Annotated in this window: 15 protein-coding genes; 5 read left to right on the top strand and 10 right to left on the bottom strand. The window is 69.3% G+C overall.

All coding sequences use genetic code 11. The features are described from left to right. Positions 1-34 precede the first annotated feature (34 nt). A complete protein-coding gene (locus ACYQ5L_RS05670) occupies positions 35-619 on the top strand; it encodes a sigma-70 family RNA polymerase sigma factor (protein WP_459956013.1) in 585 nt (194 codons plus the stop codon). A 1-nt stretch (position 620) separates the two neighbouring features. Further along, positions 621-932 carry an RskA family anti-sigma factor gene (locus ACYQ5L_RS05665; protein ID WP_459956012.1) on the top strand — a complete coding sequence of 104 codons (312 nt, stop codon included), beginning with the start codon at positions 621-623 and terminating at the stop codon, positions 930-932. 254 nt (positions 933-1186) lie between these two features. Here the strand turns inward: ACYQ5L_RS05665 and groL are convergent, their stop codons facing one another. Continuing rightward, positions 1187-2797 carry a chaperonin GroEL gene (gene groL / locus ACYQ5L_RS05660; protein ID WP_459956010.1) on the bottom strand — a complete coding sequence of 537 codons (1611 nt, stop codon included), beginning with the start codon at positions 2795-2797 and terminating at the stop codon, positions 1187-1189. 229 nt (positions 2798-3026) lie between these two features. Further along, positions 3027-3329, bottom strand: a complete 303-nt coding sequence (gene groES, locus ACYQ5L_RS05655) for a co-chaperone GroES (RefSeq protein WP_029923772.1) — start codon at positions 3327-3329, stop codon at positions 3027-3029. 602 nt (positions 3330-3931) lie between these two features. Between groES and ACYQ5L_RS05650 the strand changes: the two genes are divergently transcribed. After that, positions 3932-5431 carry a DUF7159 family protein gene (locus ACYQ5L_RS05650; RefSeq protein ID WP_459956009.1) on the top strand — a complete coding sequence of 500 codons (1500 nt, stop codon included), beginning with the start codon at positions 3932-3934 and terminating at the stop codon, positions 5429-5431. Positions 5432-5624: 193 nt separating this feature from the next. Here the strand turns inward: ACYQ5L_RS05650 and tsaD are convergent, their stop codons facing one another. The 6 genes from tsaD to dapA form a co-directional block, all read right to left on the bottom strand. Continuing rightward, positions 5625-6656 (bottom strand): tRNA (adenosine(37)-N6)-threonylcarbamoyltransferase complex transferase subunit TsaD, encoded by a 1032-nt coding sequence (gene tsaD, locus ACYQ5L_RS05645; protein WP_459956007.1) that lies wholly within the window; start codon positions 6654-6656, stop codon positions 5625-5627. Next, positions 6653-7177: a ribosomal protein S18-alanine N-acetyltransferase gene (gene rimI, locus ACYQ5L_RS05640; protein WP_459956006.1), complete on the bottom strand. Its 525-nt coding sequence runs from the start codon at positions 7175-7177 to the stop codon at positions 6653-6655. Before rimI ends, tsaD begins: the two co-directional genes overlap by 4 nt. Then, the gene (gene tsaB / locus ACYQ5L_RS05635) at positions 7174-7905 is read right to left on the bottom strand and encodes a tRNA (adenosine(37)-N6)-threonylcarbamoyltransferase complex dimerization subunit type 1 TsaB (RefSeq protein ID WP_459956005.1); all 732 of its coding nucleotides are present in this window, start codon (positions 7903-7905) and stop codon (positions 7174-7176) included. The genes rimI and tsaB overlap by 4 nt, the downstream gene beginning before the upstream one ends. 62 nt (positions 7906-7967) lie before the next feature. Further along, a complete protein-coding gene (gene tsaE / locus ACYQ5L_RS05630) occupies positions 7968-8426 on the bottom strand; it encodes a tRNA (adenosine(37)-N6)-threonylcarbamoyltransferase complex ATPase subunit type 1 TsaE (RefSeq protein WP_459956003.1) in 459 nt (152 codons plus the stop codon). Further along, the gene (alr, locus tag ACYQ5L_RS05625) at positions 8423-9559 is read right to left on the bottom strand and encodes an alanine racemase (protein WP_459956001.1); all 1137 of its coding nucleotides are present in this window, start codon (positions 9557-9559) and stop codon (positions 8423-8425) included. Before alr ends, tsaE begins: the two co-directional genes overlap by 4 nt. A gap of 94 nt (positions 9560-9653) precedes the next feature. Further along, the gene (dapA, locus tag ACYQ5L_RS05620) at positions 9654-10544 is read right to left on the bottom strand and encodes a 4-hydroxy-tetrahydrodipicolinate synthase (RefSeq protein ID WP_459955999.1); all 891 of its coding nucleotides are present in this window, start codon (positions 10542-10544) and stop codon (positions 9654-9656) included. Between the two features lie 70 nt (positions 10545-10614). Between dapA and ACYQ5L_RS05615 the strand changes: the two genes are divergently transcribed. Continuing rightward, positions 10615-11490: a LysR family transcriptional regulator gene (locus tag ACYQ5L_RS05615; protein WP_459955998.1), complete on the top strand. Its 876-nt coding sequence runs from the start codon at positions 10615-10617 to the stop codon at positions 11488-11490. A gap of 820 nt (positions 11491-12310) precedes the next feature. Here ACYQ5L_RS05615 and ACYQ5L_RS05610 read toward each other — a convergent pair. Continuing rightward, positions 12311-13759 (bottom strand): NAD(P)H-hydrate dehydratase, encoded by a 1449-nt coding sequence (locus tag ACYQ5L_RS05610; RefSeq protein WP_459955997.1) that lies wholly within the window; start codon positions 13757-13759, stop codon positions 12311-12313. 449 nt (positions 13760-14208) lie between these two features. Between ACYQ5L_RS05610 and ACYQ5L_RS05605 the strand changes: the two genes are divergently transcribed. Next, a complete protein-coding gene (locus tag ACYQ5L_RS05605; protein WP_459955994.1) occupies positions 14209-14625 on the top strand; it encodes a cupredoxin domain-containing protein in 417 nt (138 codons plus the stop codon). A gap of 81 nt (positions 14626-14706) precedes the next feature. Here ACYQ5L_RS05605 and glmS read toward each other — a convergent pair whose 3' ends face one another. Further along, positions 14707-16575 carry a glutamine--fructose-6-phosphate transaminase (isomerizing) gene (glmS, locus tag ACYQ5L_RS05600; protein WP_459955992.1) on the bottom strand — a complete coding sequence of 623 codons (1869 nt, stop codon included), beginning with the start codon at positions 16573-16575 and terminating at the stop codon, positions 14707-14709. Positions 16576-16603: the final 28 nt, after the last annotated feature.

The raw sequence follows: 16603 nt of genomic DNA, 5'->3' as shown, positions 1-16603 counted from the left end.
GGGCGACTCGTTCCAGAGTTCGAGGGACGGGCAGGTGGGTTCACCTGACTCTGCGGTGACGGCTCGCGCAGCCGAAAGTCTCGAACTCGCCGCACTTCTCGAACGCTGCGGGCAGTCGGATCAGCAGGCCTTCGCCGAGCTGTACGACCGCACCAGCGCGCGGGTCTTCGGCTTGGTCCTACGCGTGCTACACGATCCCGGCTACGCGGAGGAGACCACACAGGAGGTCTACCTCCAGATCTGGCGCACCGCCGCCAATTTCGATCCCGCCAAGGGATCGGCGGTGACCTGGTTGATGACGCTTGCCCATAGACGTGCGGTCGACCGCGTGCGAGCCGAGCAGGCGCACGCCCTGCGCGAAGTCGCCTACGGAACCAGCACCCTCGGTAACGAATTCGATGAGGTCACCGAAGAAGTCGGACGGCGGCTGGAACAGCAGGCGGTGCTGGCGGGCCTGGCGACACTCACGGAGACGCAGCGGGAGGCCATCTCCCTCGCCTATTTCGGCGGACGGACATATGCCGAGGTAGCGGCATATCTGGGCGTAGGGTTACCTACCGTTAAGTCCCGTATACGGGATGGACTGACACGACTCAAGAAAAGTTTGGGAGTGACGTGAGATGAACGAAAGCCAGATCGATCTCGCGCACACTGTCGCGCTCGGATCGATCGGCGACGAGGATCAGCGCGCAGTGCGGGAACTACTGGATACCGACGATCCGGTACTGCGCGCGGACTTCACCCAGGAAGTGCAGCAAACCCGAGAAGCCCTCGCGGCGGCGGCGAGCGTGGTGGCCACCGAGCCACCGCCCGCCTTACGCGAGCGCCTTCTCGCCGCCATTGCCACCGACTCGGCGCCGGCAACCCCGATCCACCGTCCCGCCCTGCATCCCGGAAACGGCCGCACCAGCCACCCGGTCCGCCACGACTGAGGGGCCTTTTCGCAGCTCCACGATTCCGGGCGCCCGCCCAGTTGGTTTCGCGCCAATTGCGGCAATCGTCCGAGTACCCAACGACTTTCACTACGGCGGCTGACGACACGCCGCAACACTCCCGACAACGGCAAGGCCCCCGGACACCAAATGTGTCCGGGGGCCTTGTCATTCGCTCAGCGCATCAACGCCATTGGCGTGAACGCGTCAGTGCGTGAGACCGCAATGCGTCAGTGCGCGAGACCCGCAATGCGTCAGTGCGCGTGCCCGTGATGCCCCGCGGCCTCCGGCTCCTCGGCCGGCTTGTCCACGATGGCGCTCTCGGTGGTGAGCACCATGCGGGCCACGGAGATGGCGTTCTCGACCGCGCTGCGGGTCACCTTGACCGGGTCGATGACACCCTCGGTGACGAGGTCGCCGTAGGTCAGGGTGGCGGCATTGAAGCCCTCCTTGCCCTCGGTGACCTTGGCGACCACCACGGCGCCGTCGTGACCGGCATTGGTGGCGATCCAGTACAGCGGGGCCAGCAGGGCCTGGCGCACGACCTCCACGCCGACCGCCTCGTCGCCGGAGAGCGACTCGCGCAGCTCGACCAGCTTGGCGGCGGCCTGCACCAGGGCGGTGCCGCCGCCGGGGACGATGCCCTCGGCGACCGCGGCCTTGGCGGAGCTCACCGCGTCCTCGACGCGGTACTTGCGCTCCTTGAGCTCGGTCTCGGTGGCCGCGCCGACCTTGATGACGGCGACGCCGCCGGCCAGCTTGGCCAGTCGCTCCTCCAGCTTCTCGCGGTCCCAGTCGGAGTCGGTGTTCTCGATCTCCTTGCGCAGCTGGGCGACCCGCGCGTCCACGGCGTCCTGGGTGCCGGCGCCCTCGACGATGGTGGTCTCGTCCTTGGTGACCACCACGCGGCGGGCCTTGCCCAGCACCTCGACGCCGGCCTCGCGCAGGGTGATGCCCAGATCCGGGTTCACCACGGTGCCGCCGGTGACGATGGCCAGATCGTCCAGGAACGCCTTGCGGCGGTCACCGAAGAACGGCGCCTTCACGGCGACGGCCTTGAGGGTCTTGCGAATCGCGTTGACCACCAGGGTGGACAGCGCCTCGCCCTCGATGTCCTCGGCGATGATCAGGACCGGCTTGCCGGACTCGGCGATCTTCTCCAGCAGCGGCAGCAGATCCGGCAGCGAGCTGATCTTCTCGCGGTTCAGCAGGATCCAGGCGTCCTCCAGCACGGCCTGCTGGGTCTCCGGATCGGTGACGAAGTACGGCGACAGGTAGCCCTTGTCGAACTGCACGCCCTCGGTGATGGCCAGCTCGGTCTGCAGCGAGGAGGACTCCTCGATGGTGACCACGCCGTCCTTGCCGACGGTGGTGAGCGCCTTGCCGACCAGATCGCCGATCTCCTCGTCGCGCGAGGACACGGTGGCGACCTGCGCGATGGCCTTCTCGCCGTTGACCGGGGTGGCGGCGGCGAGCAGCGCGTCGGTGACGGCCTTGGCGGCGGCGTCCATGCCCTTGCCCAGGGTCATCGGGTTCGCGCCCGCGGCGATGTTCTTCAGGCCGCCCTTGATGAGCGCCTGCGCCAGCACGGTGGCGGTGGTGGTGCCGTCGCCCGCGACGTCGTTGGTCTTGGTGGCGACGCTCTTGACGAGCTGTGCGCCCAGGTTCTCGAACGGGTCCTCGAGATCGATATCGCGGGCGATGGTCACGCCGTCGTTGGTGACGGTCGGGCCGCCGAAGGCCTTGGCCAGCACCACGTGCCGGCCGCGCGGGCCCAGGGTGACCTTCACGGCGTCGGCCAGCTTGTCGACGCCGCGTTCCATAGCCCGGCGAGCCTTCTCGTCGAACTCGATCTGCTTTGCCATTGGTTGCCTACTCCTGTGGGTGGGAAGTGATTCGGGGGTTTCACCCCCGAACCCCCGAATGAGTTGGAAGAGAACGCAGTCCGCCCCGGGTCACCAGTAGCGACGCCGGGGCGGAAAGCATCCGGGGTTCATCACGCCGGGCCCCGCAGGGCCACGCTCCCAACGCCCCGGTAATCGGGGGTTCGGGGGGCGAAGCCCCCTGAGAGGCCCCGGAGAGTTGAGATTTCCCTTACTTGGTGACGACGGCCAGCAGGTCGCGAGCCGACAGGATCAGGTACTCCTCGCCGTTGTACTTGATCTCGGTGCCGCCGTACTTGCTGTAGATGACGACGTCGCCTTCCTTGACGTCCAGCGGAATCCGCTTCTCGCCCTCATCGTCCCAGCGGCCGGGGCCGACGGCGATGACGGTGCCCTCCTGGGGCTTCTCCTTCGCCGTGTCGGGGATGACCAGGCCGGAGGCGGTCGTCGTCTCGGCCTCGTTGGCCTGGACGAGGATCTTGTCCTCGAGCGGCTTGATGTTCACGCTCGCCACGTTGAGCCCTCCACTTTCAGGGGATCTTCGCGCCCGGGGCTGTTCCCCGGGCTCACGGTTTCGGTCATGTTGCTGACCCTGCGCATAGCCCCGTCGTCGCGGGTGCCGGGACCCCTGCTCAGTAGTCATAGCTGGCACCTGAGCACAACAATCAGTGCCAACTAGCACTCTATACAGGGGAGTGCCAGCGCTCAAGGGGAGGGTCTGCTACGCCGACCCCGGTTTTCGGGCATACGTCCAGGCAGCGCGACTCGCCGAGGGAACGGCCGGGGAATCTGAGGGCTTCCAAAGAAAAAAGAAAATCTGTAACGTTCGGATAACGGATTGTGACACCATTGACGACGGCCGCATGGCAGGACGACATCAAGCCGGTCACGCGAGCCGCCGAAAGTTACAGAGTGCTTCACCCCACTGCGCGGCTTGCCGCACAGCGCTGAGACGAGAGCAATACCGCAAGTGATCGTTGGCTGGTCCCGACGCCCCATCGGACGAGGGCCCGGCCGGATCCGTAGCTCGGGACCGTTCGTCCACCACACGGCGATCCCGCAGTCCGTTCGAGATGGTCGGTTACAGCAGGGCCATCCGCTCGAAGGGAGGTGAACATGCGAACATCCCTCGGCATCTCCGCCGGGAGCGAGGTGGTGTGCTCGGCGACGGTCGCCACCGCGCCCAATGGCGCCCAGAACTTCGACTACCGCGTCGTCACCGCGGATACGGCCCACTCCGACCTCGGCGATCTCGTGGCGTCCTCCATCGAGTTGATGACCACCCAGATCCCCCGCGACATCGTGCACCCCGTCGGGGCCCACCCGGCCGTCTCGGCGAACGGCAACGGCGATTCCGACCCCGCCCCGCCCGGCGATATCGCGGTCGCCTACCGCGACCGTGAGCAGGCGCAGATCATCCGCTCCGCCATCGGCCGGCAGCGCCGCGATGTGCGGCTCATTCCGGAAGCCACGGCGGCCCTGGCCTTCCTGCGCGACACCGGCCTGCTGGACCGCTACCAGACGGTCGCCATCATCGACCTGGGCGCCACCGGCACCACCGTCACGGTGGCCGACCACGCCGACGACACCGTGCTCCGCTCCGAGCGCACCACGGCCATCAGCGGCAATGCCGTCGACGAGCTCATCCTGCAGCACCTGCTGGACTGCCACCTGGCCCGGCGCGGCACCCGCCCCAATCGCGGCATGCTGCTCAATCGCAGCCGGGCGGCCAAGGAGCATCTGTCCATCGCACCGGCGGTGACCATCGACCATGTGGCCGGGCAGCCGCTGAAGCTGACACGGGTGGATTTCGAGGAGCTGATCGCCGATCTGCTGCGCGAGCTGGCGGTGTTCGCGCGCGGCGTGTTCGCCCGGGCGCCCAAGTTCCCCGAGGCGGTCGCGGTCATCGGCGGCGGCGCCAACAGCCCGGCCGTCATCGCGAATCTGGAGCACCAGCTCGACGTGCCGGTCTTCACCGTGCCCGAACCCGAGGCCGCCATTGCGAAAGGCGCCGCCCTGGTCGCGGATTCGGCGACCTCCACGGCCGCCTTCCCGGTGATCAGCCTGGGCTCGGACGCGCCCGTCGGCACCTTCACCAAGCTGGCCGGCACCCTCGCGGGCGCGATCGTGGTGGTCGGCCTGATCGTCGGCTACGGCGTCAAGGAACTGGTGCCCGAACCGCGCGACACCAACTACTCCCCCACCACGACGGGCAATTCGCAGCCGGTCGTCCCCACCACGGTCCCGGGCACCGGGCCCACACCCGGTTCCAGCACGCCCGCCAACCAGAACGGCGGCGCCACCGCACCGGCGCCCACCACCACGGGCCAGCCCAACTCGTCCGGCGGCAGCACCCCGCCCACCACGACGGCCAATCAGCCGCCGCTGCGCCCGGATCCGGGCCTACCCCAGATCCCGTTCCCCGCGGACCTACCCAGGCTTCTCGGGCCCTTGCTCGGCACCACCCTGCCGCCGAGCACCCTCGCACCGAATGCGGATCCGGCCGACCCGGACACCAAGGCGCCGAGTTCGACCCCGAACGCCCCCACGCTGCCGCGCACGAACTCCGGCTCCTCGGGCGCCGGGCTGACGACGTTGGTCCGCCCGACCGACTGAGCGCGACGGAGAAGCCTACAAGTCGCCCCCGGCATGCTTCAGCCCGCTCCGGAATGACGAAAGCGCGGGGTCGCCTCTGCGGAGTTCGGAGCTCGCACCCACTCTCGGGAAACCAAGGCCCGCTCTTCTCGAGAGGTTCGGGGGCGAAGCCCCTGAGAGTCACGAGAGTTGTGACCCGCACCCGGATTTCGGCTCAGAGCTGGCTGGTCGAGACGGCCAGGCCCGGATCGGTGGCCACGGTGAGCTCGGAAGGCTGTGCGCCACCGGCGATCACGTGCGCGCCGAGGGTGGCGATCATGACGCCATTGTCGGTGCACAGGCGGGGCTTGGGGACGCGCAACGTCAAACCGGCCGCGGTGCAGCGCTCTTCGGCGAGCGAGCGGATGCGGGAGTTGGCGGTGGCGCCGCCGCCCAGGACCAGCGTGTCCACGCCGACGTCCTCGGCGGCGCGAATGGCCTTCATGGTGAGCACATCCGCCACGGCTTCCTGGAAGGAGGCGGCGATATCGGGGATGGGGAGTTCACGGTTGTCGCGTTGCGCCGCTTCGACATAACGCGCCACCGCGGTCTTCAGACCCGAGAAGGAGAAGTCGTAGCGCGGATCCCGGGGTCCGGTCATGCCGCGCGGGAAGGCGATGGCGTGCGGATCGCCTTCGGCGGCAATGGAATCCAGCACCGGACCGCCCGGATAGCCGAGGCCGAGCAGCCGGGCGACCTTGTCGAAGGCCTCACCCGCGGCATCGTCCACGGTGCTGCCGAGTTCGACGATGGGCCGGCCCAGATCGGTGACGTGCAGCAGATGGGTGTGGCCGCCGGAGACCAGCAGGGCCACCGCGGCCGGCATCGGACCGTGCTCGAGGGTGTCCACGGCGACATGGCCGCCGAGGTGGTTGAGCGCGTAGAAGGGGATATCCCACGCCGCGGCATAGGCTTTCGCGGCCGCGACGCCCACCAGCAGGGCTCCGGCCAGGCCCGGGCCGATGGTGACGGCCAGCGCATCGGGCTTGTCGATATCCGCCGCGGCCAGCGCGCGCCGCATGGCGGGGACGATGGCTTCCAGGTGCGCGCGCGAAGCGATCTCGGGGACCACGCCGCCGAAGCGGGCGTGCTGGTCGACGCTGGAGGCCACCTCGTCGGCGAGCAGTTCGCAGCTGCCGTCCGGGAGCAGCCGGACGATGCCGACTCCGGTTTCGTCGCAGGAGCTTTCGATACCCATGACGATCATGACAAGACCTCGTTCGCGGTTCCGGTTTCCTGCACGAACCCCGCGTCCTGCGGGAAACCGGTCAACTCGGGGCGGCGCATGGTGTACGCGTCGGCGCCGCTGGGCTGGTAGTAGTTCTTGCGCAAGCCGATGATGTGGAAGCCGTGCTTCTCGTACAGGGCGATGGCGGGCGTGTTGTCGGTGCGCACCTCGAGGAAGACCGGCCCGCCGCGGCGACCGGCCTCGGCCAGCAGCGCCTCCAGCAGCAGGGTGCCGATGCCGGCGCGATGCAGCTCCGGATCCACGCCGATGGTGTGGATTTCGGCTTCCGGATGCGCGAGGCTGCCCAGCAGCGCGATACCGGCGTAACCGACCATGCGGTCGTCGTCATCGCGGGCGGTGATGTAGCGATTGTGCGATCCGGCCAGCTCCGACAGGAACGAGACCTCGTGCCACGGATCGTCTTCCGGGAACAGCACCTGCTCCAGCTCGGCGCAACGGACGGCATCCGACGGCCGCATCGCTTCGATGCGGATGGTCATCGGCCCACCTGCGCATAGCTGCGCTCCACCGCATCCGGGCGGCGCAGATAGAGCGGAACCAGCGGCTCGGGGGTGACGCCCGCCAGCACATCGGCGGCGGCGCAACGCACCAGACCGGCCGGGGACGGGGTCTCCACCGGCAGCACCGGCAGGTCGAAGTCGTCGACATGGGAGGCCGAACCGGCGATGACGGTCGCGGCGCCCGGATCCAGATCGGCGGGCTTGCCGACCTCGGGGCCCTGCACGCGGCCCACGGCGCGAGCCTCGTGCCCGGCGAGCGCCGCATCGGATACAGCGCGGTAGCGGGCCCAGTACACCTCGCGGCGGCGGGCGTCGGTGACCACCAGCAGCTCGACCGGCTCGGTCTGATCGCGCAGGTAGCTCTCGGTATCGGCGGCAATGGCGTCGAGGCTGCACACGCCGTAAACCGGCACGCCCAGCGCATCGCCGAAGGCAGCCGCGGTGGCCATGCCGACGCGCAGACCGGTGAACGGGCCGGGCCCGACACCGGCCACGACCGCGGCGATATCGGCACGGGACCGGCCGGATTCGGCGAGGCAGGCCAGGATCTGCGGAGTCAGCACCTCGTTGTGCGCGCGGGCGTCCACGGTCACCTTCGCGGCGATCGTGGTGATTCGAGGTGCGGTTGTCTCGGCGTCCGCCGGTTCCAGTTCCACCAGTCCCGCCGTCACGGCCGGAGTCGAGGTGTCGACAGCCAGTACAAGCATGATTGCGTCAACAATACCGGGTGATAGCGGCCACTCGGTCCGTGCGTCCCACTCCCGACCTGCTAGTTGGCCGAAACCCACTCCCATTCGGCGGTGCGCACATCCGAGTCGGGTTCGCGGCGCAGCAGGACGCGCAGATGCCGGTCGGCCAGATGCTCGACGACGCCGAGGCCCCATTCGACGACCACCACGGCGTCGTCGAGATCGGTGTCCAGGTCCAGGGCGTCCAGCTCGTCGAGATCGCCGCCGAGGCGGTAGGCGTCCACGTGCACCAGGCCGATGGAACCCGGTTCGGCGCCGGCGCGATGCTGGCGGGCGATGATGAAAGTCGGTGAGCTGACCCGGCCTTGGACGCCGAGACCGGCGGCGATGCCCCGGGTGAGCGCGGTCTTGCCCGCACCCAGCGGGCCGTCGAGGATGACGAGGTCACCGGCCTGCAACTGGGCGGCCAGCTCCTGTCCGAGCCGCTCGGTGTCCTCGACGGTGGGGAGCATCCGGTGGCCGCGGCTGTCGGTGATCATGCGGCGCCGCCGATATGGGTGCGCACCGTCCGGCCGTGCGGGGAGCACACCACCTCGTAGTGAATGGTGCCGAGCAGATCCGCCCACTCCTGCGGATGCGGGTCGCCGTCATTGCCGCCGAACAGGACCGCGTGATCACCCTCACGAATGTCGTCCGCGTTCGCGCCGAGATTCACCACCAGCTGATCCATGCACACCCGGCCCACGGTCGGATACCGCTTGCCGCGCAGCGCGACATCGATGCGGCCGCCCAGCGGGCGCAGCACGCCGTCGGCGTAGCCGGCCGGAACCAGGGCGACCGTGGTGTCGCGGTCCGCGATCCATTCATGGCCGTAGGACACGCCCTCACCGGCCGCGACCCGCTTCACCAGCACGACGCGGGCCCGGAAGGTCATGGCCGGGCGCAGCCCGAAGTCGGAGATCTCCGGCACCGGAGACAGGCCGTAGACGGCGATGCCCGGACGCACCATGTCGAAGGCCAGGTCCGGGCGGGTCAGCGTGGCCGCCGAATTGGCCAGGTGCACCAGCTCCGGCTCCAGGCCGTATTCCTTCGCGGTGGCGATGTATTCGAGGAACCGGGCGCGCTGCATGTCATTGGCCGGATGCTGCGGCTCGTCGGCCAGCGCGAGATGGGAGAAGATCGCCCGGAAACGCACGGTTCCCGCCGCGACGAGCTGCTTCAGCAGTTCCAGGACCTGCGGGTATTCCGTCGGCGAGGCGCCATTGCGGTTCAGCCCGGTGTCCACCTTCAGCGTCACGATCGCGGTGCGCCCGGCCGCGCGCGCCGCGGCGGCCACGGCTTCCAGATGCGCCACCGACGACACCGCGATCTCGATATCGTTCTCGATGGCCTTCGTGTAGTCGACATCGGAAGTGTTGAGCCAGCACAGAATCGGCGCGGTGATGCCCGCTTCGCGCAAGACGACCGCCTCGGCGACCGTGGTCACCCCGATCTCGCGCGCCCCCGCCGCCAGCGCCGCCTGTGCGACCTCGACGGCCCCGTGGTTGTACCCGTCCGCCTTCACCACCACCATGACCGCGGCCTCCCCGGCATGCCGGGTCAGGATGCGGACGTTGTGGGCAATGGCGTCCAGATCGACGAGGGTCTCCACCTGCGGTTCCGGGCTGTTCACACTATCGATCCTGCCATCCGTGGCCCGGCGACCCGGATCACACCCGGTCCGGGGGCCATTACTGAGCGGCAGTGTAGGCGGCCGGGACCGGCTGTCAGCGCTGTTCGGCGTAGACGCCGTCGAGGGCGCGCAGCGCGGCCGTGACCGTGGTCTCGTGCGCGGGGAGCAGGGGCAGCCGCACATCGGCGGTGGGGATGCGACCCTGGGCGGCGAGCACTCCTTTCAGGACAGTGGGATTGGGCTCGGCGAACAAAGCCGCGGCGAGCGGGGCGAGGCGGTTGCCGATGATTCGGGCGCGGTCGAGCGGGCCGGTCCGCCAGCTGGCGACGAGTTCGGCGTAGCCGGCCGGGGCGACATTCGCGCAGGCCAGAATGGCTCCGGTGGCGCCGAGCGCGAGCAGGGGCGCGGCGTGCAGGTCGTCGCCCGCGAGGACGGCGATATCGGCGGAGACCCGGCTCAGGAAGGCGATGGTGGAATCGTCGATTCCGCCCGCGGCGTATTTGAATCCGGCGATGTTCGGCAATTCCGCCAGGCGGCACAGGGTTTCGGCGCTGAGCGGGCGGCCGGTGCGGTAGGGGACGTGATAGACCAGCAGCGGCACCGGGCTGACGGCGGCCAGGCGCCGGAAGTGTTCGACGACACCGTCTTCGGACGGGCGGTTGTAGTAGGGCACGACGGTCAGCGCGGCCGTGACGCGATCGTCGAAGGCGGCGAGCGAGCGCACCGAATCGGCGGTCACGTTCGAACCCGCGGCGACGATCAAGGGCGCCTGCCGTTCCCGGCACACCGCGCCGCAGATATCCAGGACCAGGCGGCGTTCGGCGCCGGTGAGGGTGGCCGGTTCGGCCGTGGTGCCGAGTGCGACGATGCCGCGCGCACCGGCCTCGAGCACCTCGTGGGCCAGGGTTTCCAGAGCGCCCGCGGCCACTTCACCGGTCGCGGTGAAGGGGGTGACCAGGGGGACGAACAATCCTGTGAGCGTCATGCATTCAGCGTGAATGGCGAATCGCATCAGGTCTATTTCACGTTTCTGGTTTCGAGCTTAAGCTGAACTGATGCTCGACTTGCGGCGCCTGCGCCTGCTGCGTGAACTCGCCCACCATCGGACGATCGCGGCGGTCGCCGAGGCCGTGTCCTATACGCCGTCGGCGGTGTCGCAGCAGCTCACGGCGTTGGAGCGGGAGGCCGGGGTGCCGCTGCTGGAGCGCACGGGGCGCAGCGTCACGCTGACCCCGGCCGCGCTGCGGTTGGTCGAGCATGCCGAATCGGTGCTGGCGATCATGGAGCAGGCGAATGCCGAACTCGCCACGGCTCGAACCGAACTCACCGGGGCGCTGCGGATCGGGGCGTTCACTACCGCTATTCGGACCATTCTGTCGCCTGCGCTGGTCAGATTGAGCCGGGATCATCCGCGTTTGGAATTGCTTGTCACCGAGCTCGATCCGGCGGCGGCGCCTGCGGCGTTGCGGGCCGGGACGCTGGATATCGCCTTGGTACAGGAGTACGACTACGTGCCTATCGATCCTGAGCCTGGGCTGGATACCGAACCGCTGCTGACCGAAACCGTTCATCTTGCGGCGCGGGCGACGGATTCGCTTACTGCTCACCGGGATTCGCCGTGGATTGCCGGGACGCCCGGGACGTTGTGTCACACCATGACGGTTCGGGCGTGCCTTGCGGCGGGGTTCACGCCGCGGATCCGGCACCATGCGGATGATTTCGGGACTGTGCTGGCGCTGGTTGCTGCGGGGCAGGGGGTGGCGCTGGTGCCGGAGTTGGGGGCGCAGGCGGTACCGGCGGGGGTTGCTCTTACTGCGCTGCCTACTTATCGGCGGACCCATCTCGCCTATCGGCGCGGTACTGGTGACCATCCTGTCATCGCGGCGGCGCGGGCCGCTTTGCAGGAGGCCGGGCGGGCTGAGAGCTGTTGAGGGCGGGTCTGATCAGGGACGCTCGTGGCTGTGTTTAATTGCCTCCGCTTCGCTCCGGCGGGGTTCGGGGCCTGGAGGTCTCGATTTTTCCCTCCCTCCGCGCACGCCGGAGCTCCTCCGCTTCGCTCCCCCGCTCCGACGCACGCTCCACTCAGTCCAAAATCGAGACGGCCCCGAACCCACACAGTCGATGCACCAACTGTCATCCCTGCCGTTCATTGACAGTTCGCCTGCGGCGGACCAACCCACAAGCACACGGGCTGGGGACCCGACCAGCTGGTGCCCCGGACCGGCCGACAACCGGACCGGCCGACGATCGCATCGGCCGACGATCGCACCGGCCGACGATCGCACCGGCTGGCAACCGCACCGGCTGGCAAGCGGGCCGGGCTGGTGACTCGACGGGCTCGTGACCACGCCAGTTCATGACCGCACCAGTTGGCGAGTGGACCAGCCAGCGGGCAAACACCAGCGAGCGAGCAGACCAGCCAGCGGGCGGTCAGTCAGGCGGGCAGGGTGACGCGGCCCCTCAGGAGGCCGCGACTTCGCGGAGCACCCCGATGGCCTCGCGGATGTGCGCCAGCAGAGGGGAGGCCGAAATCGGTGAACCCGCGACTGTGGTGGCGTGGGCCGCGATATTGGCGGCTAGGGCGTGTACGCGGGCGGCCGCGGACTAGGGCGGTCGCGGGCGGCGGCCAGAAGGGCGGCGGTGACGCGCTGGAGAGGACATCGCCGGAACCTGCTGTGGCGGCCCAGGAACCGGCTGCCTCATTGTGCGGGACTGGGCGGCCGGGGGTGGCGATCGCGGTGGCGCGGCCCCTCAGGAGGCCGCGACTTCGCGGAGCACCCCGATGGCCTCGCGGATGTGCGCCAGCAGCGGGGAGGCCGAAATCGGTGAACCCGCGACTGTGGTGGCGTGGGCCGCGATATTGGCGGCTAGGGCGTGTACGCGGGCGGCGGCGGCCGCGGACCAGGCCGGGTCGCGGCCCGCTGCCATCAGGGCGGCGATGATGCCGGAGAGGACGTCGCCGGAACCTGCTGTGGCGGCCCAGGAACCGGCTGCCTCGTTGACCAAGACTGGGCGGCCGGGGGCGGCGACCAGGGTGGCGCGGCCCTTCAGGAGTACCGTCACCTGCCAGGAATCGGCGAGTTTGCGGACGGCGGCTACGCGGTCGGGGCCGGGTTCGTCGCCGGTGAGACGGGTGAACTCACCGGCGTGCGGGGTGAGGACCGTGGGGGCGGTGCGGGCGGTGAGGAGGCCCGGATCGGCGGCCAGGAGGGTGAGGCCGTCGGCGTCCACGACCACGGGGAGATCGGTGGACAGAATTTCGGCCAGGCGGTCGCGGGCGGCGGCATCGGTGCCGGCGCCGGGGCCGAAGACCCAGGACTGGACACGGCCGGTGTCCGAGATGGTCGGGGCGGCAATGACTTCCGGGAAGTGGGACAGGACCTGCTCGGAGCCGGTGCCGGCGTAGCGGACCATGCCGGAGGTGGCGGCTACCGCGCCGCCGGTGCAGAGGATGGCGGCGCCGGGATAGGTGGAGCTGCCGGCGCAGACGCCGGTGACGCCCTGGGTGTACTTGTCGTCGGACGCGCCTGGGACGGGCCAGGACGCGCCGATCGAAGCGGATTCCAGGGCAGCGAGATTCGGCTCCGGTAGGTGCAATCCGATTGGCACCAGCTCGATTCGGCCGCACTGCGGGGCGGCGAGGGCGTGGACGGGCTTGTAGGCGCCGAAGGCGACGGTGACATCTGCGCGGACCGCGGGGCCGGTGACCGCGCCGGTGTCGGGGTCCACGCCGCTGGGCAAGTCTGCGGCAACGATGGGGACATCGACGGAGGCAACGAGTTCCGCCGCATGCGGGCGGAGCGGGCCGCGGCCGGAGATGCCGACGATGCCGTCGATGACCAGATCCGGGTTGCCGAGGTCGTCACGTACGCGACCGCCGGCGCGGCGCAGGGCGGCGAGTCCGGCGGTATGGGCGCGCTCGGGTGACAGTAGAACCGCCTGGACCGCGACGCCTCGTCGGCGTAGGAACGATCCCGCCCAGAGGGCGTCGCCGCCGTTGTCGCCGGAGCCGACCAACAGGGTTACCGTGCGGCCCGCTACTCCCCCGGTGCGCTCGCGCAGTTCCCGCGCCACCACATCGGCAAGGCCGAAAGCGGCTCGGCGCATGGGCATTCCGGCGGGAACCCGGGTGAACAGTTCGGCCTCGGCCGCGCGGACCTCGTCGGCCGTGTAGTACCCGCGTACCGCCGGTGTGATCATCGTTCGCCTCCCGCGACGAGGATTGCGCGGGGACGAGCCCCGCCTGGCTGCGACGACGCCAGCGTACGCCCCGGGGCCGACGGCGATCGGCGTCACCGCTCGAAGCAGGCGGCAACCGGCATCGCGGCACCCCGCCACAACGCGCGCAACCAACACCCCACCACAACGCGCGCAACCAACACCCCATCACGACGCGCGCAAACAACGCCCACCACAGCGCGCGAGAACAACGCCCACCACAGCGCGCGAGAACAACACTCACCACAGCGCGCGCGAACAACACTCACCACAGCGCGCGCGAACAACACTCACCACAGCGCGCGCGAGCAACACCCATCACGGCGCGTGCGAACGACACCCATCGCGATGAGCGGGAGCGGCACGCCGTTGCTGCGGCGGGAGCGACTGCCTGCGAATAGCGGGCTAATCGTGAGGGTTACGCTGGCCGCATGCCTATCCGCCACTACTCGTCCGCGCGTGCCCTGTTCCTCGTTTCCGTGGTGGCGGGGGCGCTAGCGCTCGGCGGGTGCGGGTCCGACTCGTCGCAGACCGCGGATACCTCGACCGCGGCGAGCTCGACGGCGGCCACCACTACGGGGCCGCGCACGCCCGCCGCGATGACGGTGGATGTGGCGGACATGACGTTCTCGCCCGCCGCGCTCACGGTCAAGGCCGGGGACACCGTCACCTGGAAGTTCGAGGACAGGGCGCCACATGCGGTGCAGGGGATCGGGGATGTGGCCATGGGGATCAACAGCCCGATCATTCACAAGGGCGAGTGGAGTTACACGTTCACCGTGCCGGGGACCTACCGGTATCTGTGCCCACTGCATCCGGATATGAAGGGCACCATCACGGTCGAATAGACCGGAGTCCCTCCCGATATGACAAGCCCCGCAGCGCTTCTCAGTGCTGCGGGGCCTTCCTGTTCCGTGCGGAGCCGGAAGTTATTCGACGGTCACGGATTTCGCGAGGTTGCGCGGCTTGTCGACGTCGTAGCCGCGGGCCTGCGCCACTTCGGCGGCGAAGATCTGGAGCGGGACGGTCGACAGCAGCGGCTGGTAAAGGGTTGGGGCCGCGGGGATTTCGATGAGGTGGTCGGCGAACGGGCGCACCGTGTCGTCGCCCTCCTCGGCGATGACGATGGTGCGGGCGCCGCGGGCCTGGATCTCACGGATATTGCTGAGCAGTTTGGAGTGCAGCACGGCGCGGCCTTTCGGGGAGGGCATGACCACGATGACCGGCAGGCCGTCCTCGATCAGGGCGATGGGGCCGTGCTTGAGTTCGCCGGCGGCGAAGCCCTCGGCGTGCATGTACGCCAATTCCTTGAGCTTCAGCGCGCCTTCGAGCGCCACCGGGTAGCCGACGTGGCGGCCGAGGAACAGCACGGTGGGGACGTGCGCGAGCTGCCGGGCGAGTTCGCGCACCTGCGGAGCCGACTCCAGCACGCGGGCCACGAGCTTGGGCATGGCCTCCAGCTCGGCGAATTCGCGGGCGACCTCATCGGGGTATTTGGTGCCGCGGGCCTGCGCGAGGGCCAGGCCGACCAGGTAGTTGGCGGTGATCTGCGCCAGGAACGCCTTGGTGGAGGCGACGCCGATCTCCGGGCCGGTGCGGGTGTAGACGACGGCGTCGGATTCGCGGGGGATCTGCGCGCCATTGGTGTTGCAGATTGCCAGGACTCGCGCCTTCTGCTCCTTGGCGTGCCGGACGGCCTCGAGGGTGTCGGCGGTCTCGCCGGACTGGGAAATGGCGACGACCAGGGTGGAGCGGTCCAGAACCGGGTCACGGTAACGGAATTCGCTGGCCAGTTCGACCTCGACGGGCAGGCGGGTCCAGTGCTCGATGGCGTATTTGGCGAGCAGGCCCGCGTGATACGAGCTGCCGCAGGCGACCACGAAGACCTTGTCGAATTCGCGCAGTTCCTGATCGGCCAGGCGCTGTTCGTCGAGAATGATCTTGCCGTCGGCGAAATGGCCGATCAGGGTGTCGGCGACACCGGCCGGCTGCTCCTCGATCTCCTTGAGCATGAAGTAGTCGTGGCCGCCCTTCTCGGCGGCGGCGAGATCCCAGTCGATGGTGAACGGGCGGGTGCGGACCCCGTCGGTCGCGCCGTGGAAATCGGTGACGGTGTAGCCGTCGGCGGTAATGACGACGGCCTGGTCCTGGCCGAGTTCCACGGCCTCGCGGGTGTGTTCGATGAAGGCGGTGACATCGGAGGCGATGAACATCTCGCCCTTGCCGACGCCGACCACCAGCGGGGTGTTGCGGCGCGCGGCGATGATGGTGCCGGGGTGGTCGGCGTGCGCGAAGACCAGGGTGAACGCGCCTTCCAGGCGGCGCAGCACGGACAGGGCCGAAGCGACGAAATCACCGGCGGTGTCGCCCTTGGCGTAGGCGCGGGCGACCAGGTGCACGGCGACCTCGGTGTCGGTGTCACTGCCGAGTTCGACTCCGGCCTCTTCGAGTTCGCGGCGCAGCGGCGCGAAGTTCTCGATGATGCCGTTGTGCACCACCGCGACCCGGCCGGTGCCGTCGCGGTGCGGGTGGGCATTGCGGTCGGTGGGCGCGCCGTGGGTGGCCCAGCGGGTGTGGCCCATACCCGTCGCGCCGGCGAAACGGGTCGTGCCCGATTCGGCCAGTTCGGCTTCCAGATTCGCCAGGCGGCCCGCCTTGCGCTCGACGGCCAGCCCGCCGGCGCCGTCCAGAATGGCCACTCCGGCGGAGTCGTAACCTCGATACTCCATGCGGCGCAACGCGTCCACTACTACGCCGAGGGCATCCCGATACCCCACGTACCCCACGATTCCGCACATGGGTCACCAGCCTAACGGGGCAGGCTCG

It is taken from the genome of Nocardia sp. IFM 10818, assembly GCF_054655275.1.
Note: the sequence above shows the minus strand (reverse complement) of the source record. Positions and strands in the feature narration are given on the sequence as shown.

Excerpts from the sequence above, each read along its gene's own strand:
- tsaE (WP_459956003.1), bottom strand. The coding sequence starts at position 8,426 with ATGATCACCGACAGCCGCGGCCACCGGATGCTCCCCACCGTCGAGGAC.
- groL (WP_459956010.1), bottom strand. The coding sequence starts at position 2,797 with ATGGCAAAGCAGATCGAGTTCGACGAGAAGGCTCGCCGGGCTATGGAA.
- ACYQ5L_RS05610 (WP_459955997.1), bottom strand. The coding sequence starts at position 13,759 with ATGATCACACCGGCGGTACGCGGGTACTACACGGCCGACGAGGTCCGC.
- ACYQ5L_RS05650 (WP_459956009.1), top strand. The coding sequence starts at position 3,932 with ATGCGAACATCCCTCGGCATCTCCGCCGGGAGCGAGGTGGTGTGCTCG.
- tsaD (WP_459956007.1), bottom strand. The coding sequence starts at position 6,656 with ATGATCGTCATGGGTATCGAAAGCTCCTGCGACGAAACCGGAGTCGGC.
- rimI (WP_459956006.1), bottom strand. The coding sequence starts at position 7,177 with ATGACCATCCGCATCGAAGCGATGCGGCCGTCGGATGCCGTCCGTTGC.
- tsaB (WP_459956005.1), bottom strand. The coding sequence starts at position 7,905 with ATGCTTGTACTGGCTGTCGACACCTCGACTCCGGCCGTGACGGCGGGA.
- glmS (WP_459955992.1), bottom strand. The coding sequence starts at position 16,575 with ATGTGCGGAATCGTGGGGTACGTGGGGTATCGGGATGCCCTCGGCGTA.
- dapA (WP_459955999.1), bottom strand. The coding sequence starts at position 10,544 with ATGACGCTCACAGGATTGTTCGTCCCCCTGGTCACCCCCTTCACCGCG.
- ACYQ5L_RS05605 (WP_459955994.1), top strand. The coding sequence starts at position 14,209 with ATGCCTATCCGCCACTACTCGTCCGCGCGTGCCCTGTTCCTCGTTTCC.
- ACYQ5L_RS05615 (WP_459955998.1), top strand. The coding sequence starts at position 10,615 with ATGCTCGACTTGCGGCGCCTGCGCCTGCTGCGTGAACTCGCCCACCAT.
- ACYQ5L_RS05665 (WP_459956012.1), top strand. The coding sequence starts at position 621 with ATGAACGAAAGCCAGATCGATCTCGCGCACACTGTCGCGCTCGGATCG.